Origin of the sequence: Dickeya sp. NCPPB 3274, from assembly GCF_000406205.1 — a bacterium.
GTDB lineage: Bacteria > Pseudomonadota > Gammaproteobacteria > Enterobacterales > Enterobacteriaceae > Dickeya > Dickeya fangzhongdai.
The window spans coordinates 781,520-793,218 of record NZ_CM001979.1; the positions used below are offsets into that span (position 1 = coordinate 781,520).

Here is an 11,699-nt window from a genome sequence, read left to right on the forward strand (position 1 = left end):
CAACCTTAGCGGTCTTTCGGTTGGGCGGCAACTGTCATATGGCGTGTTCTGAAGCCGGTTCACAGAGTCATGCCGGCGTCTTTGCCGCCCCGGGCTGCGACGTTGGGTTCAACACCGGGCGCGGCCGAATAAACCAGGCGGGCAACATCGCCAGAAAAAAGAACATCGCCACCATGAAAAAACCGTCCTGATAGGCGAACATCTGCGCCTTGGGCGCCAGCACCGATTGCAGGTAGGTCATGATGCCGGGGTTGATGCTGGTGCTAAGCGGGTCGCCGAGCGGATTGCCGCCGTGGCCGAACAGCAGACTGAGCTGGCGGATGGCGTCGGTGCTGCGGATATTGTCCAGCGTCAGCGACTGCGCCAGCATCTGGCCGTGAAAGGTGGTGCGCCGTTCGATAAATACCGACAGCAGGTTGACCCCCATCGCGCCGCCCAACTGACGGATGAAATTGAGACTGCCCGCGCCCTGCGCCAGCTGAGCGTGCGGCAGCGCCCGCAGCGCGCCGGCGTTCATGGCGGGCAGCATCACCCCAAGCCCGACGCGGCCGATGACAATCCACCAGGCCATAGTCCAGAACGGGGTATCGGTGTCCGCCGCGCTGGACAGCCAGCAGGACAGCCCGAACAGCAGCAAACCCGCCACCACCAGCAGGTGGGGTTTGAGCTTGTCGCTGAGCGACCCTGCCAGCGGGAACACCGCTCCGAGCGCCAGTCCCGCCGGCATCAGCAGCAGGCCGGAACGGGTCGGGGTGTATCCCTGAATGCTCTGTACAAACAGCGGAATGATGTAAGTCGAGCCGTAGATACCCGCGCCCAGCGCGAATGCCACGATACAGCCGGAGGTAAACGCCGGGTTGGCGAACACCCGCAGGCTGAGCAGCGGATGCGGCGTGGTGAATTCGCGGATGATGAATGCCAGCGTGGCGATCACGGCGATGGTCAACAGGCAGAGAATGAAGAACGACTCCCAGCCTTCGCGTTGCCCGTTGGACAGCCCGGCCAGCAACGAGGTCAGCGCCGTCACCAGCAGAATAAACCCCAGGGTGTCGAAACGCCGGGGCGTGCTGTCGGTCTGTGCGCTTTTAGCCGGCAGGATCACCAGCGCGGCGGCGATCCCGGCCAGACAGAACGGCACCACCACCATGAAGACCGCGCGCCAGTCGAGTTGATCGACCATCAGCCCGCCAGCGGCCGGCCCCAGCGCTGGCGCCAGTACTACCCCGACGCCATAAATACCCATCGCCTTGCCGCGTTCCGATACCGGAAACACCTGCGAGATGATGATCATCGCCAGCGGCTGGATCACGCCGCTGGCGCCGCCCTGAAGAATACGGGCGAGGATCACCTCGGCGCTGCTCTGGCTAAAAGTGCCGAGCACGCTGCCGGCGACGAACACCACCAGTGAGCCGACGTAGGTGGCGCGATAGCCAAAGCGCTCCAGCGTCCAGGCGGTGATCAACATGGTGGCGGTCATTGAGGCCAGGAAGGCGGTGGAAAGCCACTGAGCTTGATCCTGGCCCATGCCGAACGCGCCCATGATGTCATGCATCGCGACATTGACGATGGTCGCCGTGGCCGTGGTGGCGATGGTACCCAGCATGATGGTAACCGTCGCCAGCCAGCGATAGCGGTGACCGAAGCGGGCGGCCTGGGCTTCAATCGGCGACATTGATGCTGACTTCCGCCATCAGGCCCGGTTTCAGGCCGTTTTCCGGATCGTCCAGCGCGATACGCACCGGTACGCGCTGGGTGATTTTGGTGAAGTTGCCGGACGGATTCGGGCTCGGCAGCAGCGCAAACTGGTTGGTGGCCGCATCGCCGACCCGGATCACATGGCCGCTGAAATGTTTGTCCGGGTAGGCGTCCACCTGAATGTCCACTTTTTGACCGACCCGAACCCGGCCGATGGCCGTCTCCTTGATGTTGGCTTCGACCCACAGATTGCGCGGATCGTGTACCAGCATGATCCACTGCCCGGCCTGCACGTAACTGCCCACATTCACAATAGTGCGATCCACTACGCCATCCACCGGAGAACGTAACGCCCGGTCGGCGATTTCCTGCTTGAGCTGATCCACCTGGGCCTGCAACGCGATTCGCTGCTGGCGTTGCATCTCAATCTGCCGGTCCAGCACTTGCAGCGTGTTGCGCTGCGCCACGGCGTTATTCAGCGCCGCCTGTTGGGCGCTGCGCTGGGCTTCGGCTTCCCGCAGTTCGCCCTGACGCTGCAACAGCGTGGTGTGGGACTCATCCCAGGTTTTGCGGGCGGTGAGGTTGCTTTTCAGCAGTTGATCGTCGCGCTGGAAGTTGTTCTGCGCCAGGCTGAGCTGGTAACCGGCGTTGTTAACGGCGGATTCGCTCGACGCCAGTTTCGCCCGCGCTTCATCCAGCGAGGCTTGCGTAGTGAGGTCGGTGACCTGACGCTGTGTCTGGCTATAGCTGATTTGAGCATCGGCGGCGGCCAGATTGCCCTCCTGCTCCGCCAGCCGCAAACGGGCGTCGCGATCGTCGATCTGCGCCAGCAGTTGATCCTTGCGGATGGCGTCGCCGTCAATAACGGGGCGGGCGGTCACCCAGCCGCTTTCCCGGCTGGCCAGCGAAATCACTTCGCCCATTACGCGGGCGTCGGTTTCGCCGATATGTGTGAAACGCTGATGAAACCAGTACGCCAGTACGATCACCGCCAGCAACAGCAAGGCGGCGCCGGCCAGAAAAAAGGTACGCTGGCGTTGGCTCAGGCGCCGGAACCCCGCCAGTTTAGATGCGTGAGTATTCATGAGTGACCGTTTTCGGTTCGGGAGAGATTGCTGATAACCTGATTGATGATCCGGCTGACCTGTTCAATATCCTGTTCCGACACCCCAGCCAGCGCCTGATTACGCACCTGCCCGGCGATAGACTCCACTTTTTCCACCTGATCCAGCCCGAGCGCGGTGAGATGGATCTCGCGAAAACGGCGATCGTTGCCTTCACGTCTCTCGATAAATCCCTGCTTTTGCAGGCTATCCAGTACCCGAACCACCGCAGAAGCGTCCAGTCCCAGCGATTCGGCCAGCGCTTTTTGGTGGATGGGGGTTTCTTCGCGGGCGATGAACAGCAACGGCAGCCAGGTCGCCTGAGTCAAGCCATACGGTTGCAATTCCCGGTCGATAACCCGGCGCCACAAGCGGGAGGTCTGACCCAATTGCAGGGCAAAGCGCCGACGGGCGGAAGATTCGGTCTGTGACATGATGAAATCCGTGGGATAGATGAAATGCTATTAGTTAACAAGTCAACTAATGATAAGTCAATTGATTTTGTGAAGTGAATCATAAACAGCGGTGCAACAGACTGCTAATGCAAATGACGCCTGACAGCGGCGTGGGGAGACGGGGTTATCAATGACGGGTTATCAATGCGGATTTATCGATAAGGGTTATCGATGATAGTCAGGTGGGATGAAACAGGTTACGTGAAGGAGAAGAACCCACCAAAAACAAACAGGGCAGCGTAAGCTGCCCTGTGAACAGGATTAACATCCGGGGATCGATCAGGATTTGCTGGCGTCAGTCGCAGCAGCGGTTGCCGGCACGGCGTCGGTTGCCGTCGGCTGGGCCTGAGGCGCCGCCGGTTGTGCATTATCCGGCGTGCTGGTCTGCTGAATGGCCGGCGCCTGCGGAGCCGCTGGTTCAGCCGGTGCGATCGGCGCGATGTTTTCCGCCGGACCGTTCACCTTCGTCGGCATACCGATACGGTTTTGCAGCGCCTGATTCACCGTGCTTTCACTGACGCTGGCGTCCGCCAGCACTTTGGTTACTGCCGGGGTCAGCTTCAGCGGAACCGGCGTGTCGGAGTTGAACTCTTCCTCGGTGCGGGACAGCGGGTTGTGAACTTCGACATAACGTGAACCATCCGGCTCGACGGTGGCTTTCACCGGCTCGTTGATGAACTGAACGCGGGTGCCGACCGGAACATGATCGAACAGGTATTTGATGTCTTTGTCACGCAGACGCACGCAACCGTGGCTGACGCGCAGGCCGATGCCGAAGTTAGCGTTGGTGCCGTGGATGGCGTACAGGTTGCCGATGTAGAGCGCATACAGGCCCATCGGGTTGTCCGGACCGGCCGGGTAGACCTGAGGCAGGAATTCACCGCGGGCGGCGTATTCTGCATGCATGGCGGCGGTCGGCGTCCAGGTCGGGCGTTCTTTCTTACGCTGGACCGAGGTCACCCAGTTGATCGGGGTGTCTTTACCGAGCTGGCCGATGCCGATCGGCAGTACCACCACGGTTTTGGAACCTTTCGGGTAGTAATACAGACGCATTTCGGCACTGTTGATCACGATGCCTTCGCGCGGTGCGTCAGGAAGAATCAGTTGCTGCGGCACGGTCATGGTGCTGCCCGGTTTTGGCAGATAAACGTCAATGCCCGGGTTGGCTTCCAGCAGGTTGCTCAGGCCCATCTGGTACTGAGCGGCAAAGTGTTCCAGCGCGTCGGTGCTATCGCTGGGAATCGTAACTTGAATATTTTCACCCACCAGCCGGCTATTCGGGGCTGGCAACGGATAAACCACGGCGAGTGCTGTCTGGCTGAAAGCAGCCGCCGCCACAACTAATGTCAGGATCGCGCGAATACTCATTTTCATATCTTTGTTGAGTGTTAAAAGCCATTGCGGCAAAGGAATTGTTGTTATCCGGTACAAAAAGTCCGGATGCGCATTATATGTGCAGAAAGGCGGTAGGAAAACCAGATGTACAATCCATTACATTATAAGCGTCGGCGCAGGGAAATAAGGCGACCAATAAAGGGAACGAACCGCGTGGTCGATGTGCGCCAGAAAGAATCAGGGAGCAGTTTCCCGCTCCCGGTGTGATCCGTGTAAGGCGGCGTTATTCCTGGGCGCTTTTCTCCGCCTTGCCCGCCAGCAAGCTGAGGAAGTCATAGCGGCGGCGCAGATCCGCCTCGGCTTCTTCATACAACAGGGCGGCGGCCTCCGGCTGCTGGCTGTTGAGCCGGCGGAAGCGCTGCTCGTTGAGCAGGGTTTCACTCAGGCTGGCTGACGGCGGACGGGAGTCCGTCACCAGCGCCGGTTTGCCTTCCGCCGTGCGGCGCGGGTCGAAGCGATACAGCGGCCAGAAGCCGGTAGCGGTCAACTGGCGCATCTGGTCGTGGCTGAACGCCAGATCGTAGCCATGCTCTTCGCAAGGGCTATAGGCGATGATCAGCGACGGACCCGGCCAGGCTTCCGCTTCCTGAATCGCCTTCACCGTCTGGTTAAGCTGGGCGCCCAACGAGATCTGCGCCACGTAGACGTGGCCGTACATCATCACGTTGATGCCGAGGTCTTTGCGCGCCTTGCGTTTGCCGTTCTCGCCAAACTTGGTGACGGCGCCGAGCGGGGTCGCTTTGGATTGCTGGCCGCCGGTATTGGAATAACACTGAGTATCGAGCACCAGCACGTTAACGTTTTCCGACAGGCTCATCACGTGGTCGAGACCGCCGTAGCCGATATCGTAGGCCCAGCCGTCGCCGCCAATCAGCCAGATGGATTTATCCACCAGATGATCGGCTTCCTCTATCAGTTGACGGGCGTCGGCGCTGTCGATGGCGCTGAGTGACTGACGCAGGCGGGCAATCTGTTCGCGGCGCGTATCGGCCGCAACGGATTCTTCCAGCAGGTCGGCCACCACGTCGGCGGGCAATTGCGGCTTGAGCTGATCCAGCAGGCGCAGGGCACGCTGACGATGCTGGTCGACGCTCAGGCGGAAGCCCAGCCCGAACTCGGCGTTGTCTTCAAACAGCGAGTTGGCCCATGCCGGCCCGCGGCCGTTGGCATCGGTGGTCCAGGGCGTTGTCGGCAGGTTGCCGCCGTAAATCGAGGAACAGCCGGTGGCGTTGGCCACCAGCAGACGATCGCCGTACAGCTGGGTCAGCAGCTTGATATACGGGGTTTCGCCGCAACCGGAACAGGCGCCGGAGTACTCGAACAGCGGCGTAATCAACTGCGAGGTGCGGATATCGATACGTTCCAGTTTGCTGCGGTCGATTTCCGGCAGTTTGAGGAAGAAATCGTAATGGGTTTTCTCGGTCGCCACATGGTCCAGACGCGATTCCATGTTGATGGCCTTGATTTCCGGATTCTGGCGATCTTTGGCCGGGCACACTTCCACGCACAGATTACAGCCGGTGCAATCTTCCGGCGCGACCTGCAGCACATATTTCTGACCGCGCATGTCGCGGGCTTTCACGTCCAGCGACTGCAGCGACCCTGGGGCGTCGGCCATCGCGTCGGCGGGCACCACTTTGGCGCGGATTGCGGAGTGCGGACAGGCGGCCACGCAGTGGTTGCACTGGGTGCAAAGCTCCGGTTTCCACAACGGGATCTCTTCGGCGATGTTGCGCTTTTCCCACTGGGTGGTGCCGACCGGCCAGGTGCCGTCCGGCGGCAGGGCGGACACCGGCAGGCTGTCGCCCAGACCGGCCAGCATCGCGGCGGTGACGGTTTTGACGAAATCGGGCGCGGCGTCGGACACCACCGGCGGGCGGCACGGGCTGTCCGGATTCACCGGCTCCAGCGCTACCGCTTCCAGCGCGGCCAACGTCGCGTCCAGCGCGCGCCAGTTGCGTTCCACCAGTTCCTGGCCTTTGCTGCCGTAGCTGCTGGCGATGGCGGCGCGCAGTTTGTCGAGCGCGTCGCTGCCCGGCAGGATTTGCGTCAGGTGGAAAAACGCCATCTGCATCACGGTGTTGATGCGTGCGCCCAACTGACATTCGCGGGCGATTTTCGCCGCATTGATGCAGAACACCCGCGCCTGACGCTGGTTCAGCCCGGCCTGTACTTCCTGCGGCAGCCGGTGCCACAGGTCGTCGGCGCTGTAAGGCGTGTTGATAAGGAAGATGCCGCCCGGTTTCAGGCGCTCCACCATGCTGTATTTGTCGATGAACTGCCACTGGTGGCAGGCCACGAAATCCGCCTGTTCAATCAGGTAGGCGGAATGAATCGGGTGCGGGCCGACGCGCATATGGGAAACCGTCAGGCTACCGGCTTTTTTGGAGTCGTAAACGAAATAACCCTGCACGAACAGCGGGGTCGAATTACCGACGATTTTGATCGAGTTCTTGGCGGCGGACACGGTGCCGTCGCTGCCCAACCCGTAGAACAGCGCTTCCAGCGACGCCTGCGTCGGCATCGGTTGATCGGACAGCGGCAACGACAGGTGGGTGATATCGTCATAAATACCGACGGTAAAACGCGCTCTGGGGTTGGTAAGCGCTAACTCTTTATACGTCGCCTCGACGCACTGCGGGGTGAATTCTTTCGACGACAGGCCGTAGCGGCCGCCGATCACCTTCGGCATAAGTGGGCGCTCACCTCGTGAGAACGCCTCCGCCAGCGCGGTCATCACGTCCAGATACAGTGGTTCAGCCTGCGCGCCGGGTTCTTTGGTGCGGTCCAGCACCGCGATGGACTGCGCGCTGTGCGGAATCGCCGCCAGCAGATGCTGCGCACAGAACGGCCGATACAGACGAACCTTCACCACGCCGACTTTCTCGCCGCGCGTCAGCAGGGTGTCGATCACCTCTTCGCAGGTGCCGACGCCGGAACCCATCATCACGATAACGCGGGTGGCGTCCGGATGGCCGTAATACTCGAACGGCTGGTACTGACGGCCGGTTTCGCGGGCGAAATCGTTCATCGCCTGTTCCACGTGACCGAATGCCGCGTTGTACCACGGGTTGGTGGCTTCTCGCGCCTGGAAGAAGGTATCCGGGTTGGAGGCGGTGCCGCGAATCACCGGACGCTCAGGAGTAAGCGCCCGCTCACGGTGCGCATCAATCGCCGCCTGCGGCAGTAGGGCGTGCAATTGCGCGTCGCTCAGCGGCTCGATCTTGTTGATTTCGTGCGAGGTGCGAAAGCCGTCGAAGAAATGAATAAACGGCAGGCGGCTGTTGAGGCTCGCCATCTGGGAAATCAACGCGAAGTCCTGCGCTTCCTGTACGTTGCTGGCGCACAGCATGGCGCAACCGGTCTGACGCACCGCCATCACATCCGAATGGTCGCAGAAAATGGACAACGCATGGGTCGCCACGGTACGGGCGGCGACGTGCAGCACAAACGGCGTCAACTGACCGGCCAGCTTGTACAGCGTCGGGATCATCAGCAGCAGGCCCTGCGAAGAAGTAAAGGTCGTGGACAGCGCGCCGGTCTGCAATGCGCCGTGCACGGTGGCGATGGCGCCCGCTTCGGATTGCATCTCAACCACCCGAGGCGTATCTCCCCAGATATTCTTGCGTTCGTCGCTCGACCAGGCGGCCGCTTGTTCGGCCATGGTGGAGCTGGGGGTGATGGGGTAGATAGCGATAACTTCATTGGTTCGCCAGGCGACCGAAGCGACCGCGTTATTACCGTCGGTGGTGATCATGACTTAACCTTCTTTGTTGCTGAACGATGACCCTGTGGGGCGGGTATTATCGCTACCCGGCGAGTTTTTTTGACCGATTATAGCCCACAGAGTTGTTTCAAGGTGTGTATGGACAGCTGACGGCGTGTCGTAAGCCGGCAATGGTAGCAGCTTAAGAGACTGCTGTGACGTTTCCCAGCGGATACGTTGTGGTTACGCCTGCCATCAAATTCGCCGACGTTCCCATTCTTACCGGGAACATCGCGCCGACGATAAAAAGCAATGTTAATGTATCGTTAATGTAATTAGGCTGTATTACCTGATTATCGTACATCCTGATGATAGTTTGGCGTCGTCAGATTAAAAATCCGGCATTCGCCCGCAAAGCGGGAAATGCCAGTGGAAGGATAGGCATCTGCGCCTATGCTGAAATAAAGCACCGGACCTCCTGATGCAGGCGTCAGCGGCAGGCCGGCAAAAAAATCCCAGACGCGACCATTAAGGAAATCTGTTCATACCTCAGGGATAGCTTTCGCGCTCTTCGGGTTGATTATCGACGTTGACGAAGGAACAGCACTATGTTTATCGATCTGAGAGACAAAATGGTATCGGTATTAGCCAGAATCCGTGAAAGAGGCTATGGACCGGAAGAAGCCATCAATCATATTGTTCAATCTCTGGGCAGCCGTTACAGCGATGTGTCCAAAGTAAATGTGCTGACCTCGAAACTGATAGCCGATGTGGTTCACTCAACTTACCAGGATGAAACCTCTCCGCTGGAGATCGCGGCCATTATCCGCATGCTCGGCTACGCCAGCCGGGATGTGGTTACCGGCATTCATGAGCAGTTTCCGCAGCTGACGCCGGAAGAGGTCGGCCGGCTGGTGCTGCATGAAAAGGTTTACCCCAATACCGACCGTGCCGCGTTTATCGCCGCCATGACCTACGGAGGCTACTCCCGCGAGGAGAGCGAACAGGTGGCGAACAGCCTGTATTCCTGAGGGTTGCCGACCAACGAGGGCGACAGACTATCCTTTGCATGTGGGACCGGCGCGATCGCCGCCGGTCCGGAACCATTCTCCGCCATGATGCCACCTAACAGAGCGCCCGTGGACATGACGATGACGGGACGTGACTGATGAGGAGAATCCAATGCGGCAACCTACCCTGACCACTGAACATCTGCAATTGCGGCCGCTGCAGGCGCAGGACGTCACCGATGTCTGCGCCTTGCTGAACAGCGCGCCCGATATTTCCGCCATGACCATGCTGATTCCCTATCCCTGCCCGCGTGAAACGGTGGTCAACTGGATTGGCGATTTGCAGAGCAACTGGGAGCAGCGTAAAGGGGTGGCCTACGCCATCTGTTTATCGCAGAGCCAGCAGTTGATTGGCTCGATTTCGCTGGTGTCGCTGGAAACCGACCAGCCGGAGATCGGTTACTGGCTGGGCGCCGATTTTCGGCAACGGGGATTCGGCACCGAAGCCAGTCTGGCGCTATGCCAGTTTGCCTTTAGCCAGTTGCACGTTGAGAAAATCTACGGCTGCCATTTGCCGCAGAACGTGGCGTCCGGCCGGGTATTGCTCAAATGCGGCTTTCATTCGCTGGGGATGCGCCATGTGTTTCTGGCTTCCCGTCAGCGGCAGGAGACCGTTGCCGTCTACATGATGCCGTCGCCGGCGATGGCGACGGCATGATGCGCCGGTCTATTTTTGCAGCAGCAACCGGATACCCAGCGCCGCCATCACCGTACCGCTGAGGCGGTCAAATAACGTTTTAAATCGCAAATAGGCGCCGCGCGGCCCGCTGGAAGACAGCAACAACGCCACCAGCGCATACCACAGAAAATCGATCACGAACGCCAGCAACGGCAACGCCACGTACATCCAGCCCGCAATGTGCTGGCTGAGCAGCGCAGCGAACACCCCACCGAACACCAATGCCGTATTCGGGTTGCTGAGTTGCGTCAACAGCCCCAGCCGAAAAGCGTGCGCCTGAGGCGGCTCGTGGCCGCTGTGCAGCGCTGGCGCGGCGTGGTCTGGTCTGGCGCGGAACAGGGTAAACGCCAGGTACAGCAGGTAAATCCCGCCGGCGATTTTCAGCGTCTGATATAACCAGGGCACCGCCAGCAGCAGCGATTGCAGGCCCAGCAACGCCACCAGCGCGAAGATTGCCGCGCCGACGCCCATCCCCAGCGAGACGGCGAGGCTGTTGCGCCGGGATGACGCCAGTGCGGTTCGTGCGACCAGAATGAAACTTTGCCCCGGACTCATGGCGCCGAGCGCCAGTACCCCGCCGATGGCGGCGATAGCCACTATGTCACTGCCCATTCCCTGCTCCTTAGTGGTGATGGATACCTTAGTTATGATGGATAGTTTAGTTATGACGGATACTTTAGTTATGACGGATAGTTACCTCGACGGGTAGCTATCAGGACGAATAGTTATCTTTATCCTCTCTTTTGGAATTGGCGTAAACTGACGCGATTCAACAGGTATCCAGGATAAGGACTATGAAACTACGCGCCACGCTGCTGGCGGGCTCGGTATTACTGGCCGGGTGTGACCTGAAACCGGCCGCAGAGCCGGTGAACCCGGTATTGGCCGGGCTTTCCAATATCTTTGGTTTTGATGCGCTGCGGGGAAAGGTCAAACGCTTTACGCAAACCCAGACCGATGAAGCCGGCAAGGTGACGGCCTATGTCGAGGGCGAATTTGATGCCGAGGGGTGCCTCGCTGCGCTGCGCACCTATCAACCATCGATGAATCTCGACCTGGATCTGGTGCGCGATGGGCAGACGCTGGTGGAGCAGAGCGATCGTCAGGCGCTGTTTCAACTGACGGATCACTGCCAACTGGCGAAAACCACCGATGGCCGCCTGAGCTACCGTTCGAACGACCAACACGCCATCGCCGAGGTGGTCTACCGCGATAAGCCGACGCCGCTGGCGAGCTATCGCTACGACGATGACGGTTTCCCGGTCAGCATGACGTTTGTCTCGCCGGAAAACGGCAACGTGACCAGGGTCGAGATGCAGAGCGATGCTCCGGCGCAAAAACGGCTTGATGCCACCGTTATTGTGACGGAAAACAACGAACAGGTCAGCGTGACCCGCACCAGTTGCCAGTATGACCAGCATTTCAATCCACGTTTGTGTCAGGTGCTGGTCTCGAACGGTAAAGGCGCTGCGCAAACGGTCACCACCCTGACGCATACCACCAAAATCGAGTATTACTAGGCTGCGCTTTTTTCTTCTGCGCGTGACCGTTTCCGGCGATTATTGCGCGTGAATATTGCGCGTGATGGTCTGCCGG

Annotated in this window: 9 protein-coding genes; 3 read left to right on the plus strand and 6 right to left on the minus strand. The window is 59.8% G+C overall.

Translation table 11 applies throughout. From position 1 onward, the window contains the following. Window positions 1-67: 67 nt before the first annotated feature. From DXX3274_RS04235 to nifJ, 5 genes are all read right to left on the minus strand, one after another. Window positions 68-1,672, minus strand: coding sequence for a DHA2 family efflux MFS transporter permease subunit (locus DXX3274_RS04235; RefSeq protein ID WP_042858743.1), 1,605 nt, complete (start codon window positions 1,670-1,672; stop codon window positions 68-70). Beyond that, window positions 1,659-2,780, minus strand: coding sequence for an HlyD family secretion protein (locus DXX3274_RS04240; protein ID WP_042858745.1), 1,122 nt, complete (start codon window positions 2,778-2,780; stop codon window positions 1,659-1,661). Before DXX3274_RS04240 ends, DXX3274_RS04235 begins: the two co-directional genes overlap by 14 nt. Next, entirely contained in the window at window positions 2,777-3,232 is a 456-nt protein-coding gene (locus tag DXX3274_RS04245) for a MarR family winged helix-turn-helix transcriptional regulator (protein ID WP_042858747.1), read from the minus strand. The genes DXX3274_RS04240 and DXX3274_RS04245 overlap by 4 nt, the downstream gene beginning before the upstream one ends. Window positions 3,233-3,532: 300 nt before the next feature. Beyond that, window positions 3,533-4,621, minus strand: a complete 1,089-nt coding sequence (locus tag DXX3274_RS04250) for a L,D-transpeptidase family protein (RefSeq protein WP_042858748.1) — start codon at window positions 4,619-4,621, stop codon at window positions 3,533-3,535. 250 nt (window positions 4,622-4,871) lie between these two features. Then, entirely contained in the window at window positions 4,872-8,405 is a 3,534-nt protein-coding gene (gene nifJ / locus DXX3274_RS04255) for a pyruvate:ferredoxin (flavodoxin) oxidoreductase (protein ID WP_042858749.1), read from the minus strand. A 557-nt stretch (window positions 8,406-8,962) separates the two neighbouring features. Here nifJ and DXX3274_RS04260 point away from each other — a divergent pair. After that, window positions 8,963-9,385: a hypothetical protein gene (locus DXX3274_RS04260; RefSeq protein WP_042858751.1), complete on the plus strand. Its 423-nt coding sequence runs from the start codon at window positions 8,963-8,965 to the stop codon at window positions 9,383-9,385. 151 nt (window positions 9,386-9,536) lie between these two features. Then, window positions 9,537-10,082 carry a GNAT family N-acetyltransferase gene (locus DXX3274_RS04265; protein ID WP_042858753.1) on the plus strand — a complete coding sequence of 182 codons (546 nt, stop codon included), beginning with the start codon at window positions 9,537-9,539 and terminating at the stop codon, window positions 10,080-10,082. Between the two features lie 9 nt (window positions 10,083-10,091). On the opposite strand, the gene DXX3274_RS04270 is transcribed toward DXX3274_RS04265, so the two are convergent. After that, window positions 10,092-10,715 carry a LysE family translocator gene (locus tag DXX3274_RS04270; protein ID WP_042858754.1) on the minus strand — a complete coding sequence of 208 codons (624 nt, stop codon included), beginning with the start codon at window positions 10,713-10,715 and terminating at the stop codon, window positions 10,092-10,094. A gap of 182 nt (window positions 10,716-10,897) precedes the next feature. On the opposite strand from DXX3274_RS04270, the gene DXX3274_RS04275 reads away from it, so the two are divergent. Next, window positions 10,898-11,623 carry a YnfC family lipoprotein gene (locus DXX3274_RS04275; protein ID WP_042858756.1) on the plus strand — a complete coding sequence of 242 codons (726 nt, stop codon included), beginning with the start codon at window positions 10,898-10,900 and terminating at the stop codon, window positions 11,621-11,623. The last annotated feature ends 76 nt before the right edge of the window (window positions 11,624-11,699 follow it).

Bases quoted from the DNA above. Each gene is read 5' to 3' on its own strand.
- DXX3274_RS04235 (WP_042858743.1), bottom strand. From the start codon at position 1,672: ATGTCGCCGATTGAAGCCCAGGCCGCCCGCTTCGGTCACCGCTATCGC.
- DXX3274_RS04240 (WP_042858745.1), bottom strand. From the start codon at position 2,780: ATGAATACTCACGCATCTAAACTGGCGGGGTTCCGGCGCCTGAGCCAA.
- DXX3274_RS04245 (WP_042858747.1), bottom strand. From the start codon at position 3,232: ATGTCACAGACCGAATCTTCCGCCCGTCGGCGCTTTGCCCTGCAATTG.
- DXX3274_RS04250 (WP_042858748.1), bottom strand. From the start codon at position 4,621: ATGAGTATTCGCGCGATCCTGACATTAGTTGTGGCGGCGGCTGCTTTC.
- nifJ (WP_042858749.1), bottom strand. From the start codon at position 8,405: ATGATCACCACCGACGGTAATAACGCGGTCGCTTCGGTCGCCTGGCGA.
- DXX3274_RS04260 (WP_042858751.1), top strand. From the start codon at position 8,963: ATGTTTATCGATCTGAGAGACAAAATGGTATCGGTATTAGCCAGAATC.
- DXX3274_RS04265 (WP_042858753.1), top strand. From the start codon at position 9,537: ATGCGGCAACCTACCCTGACCACTGAACATCTGCAATTGCGGCCGCTG.
- DXX3274_RS04270 (WP_042858754.1), bottom strand. From the start codon at position 10,715: ATGGGCAGTGACATAGTGGCTATCGCCGCCATCGGCGGGGTACTGGCG.
- DXX3274_RS04275 (WP_042858756.1), top strand. From the start codon at position 10,898: ATGAAACTACGCGCCACGCTGCTGGCGGGCTCGGTATTACTGGCCGGG.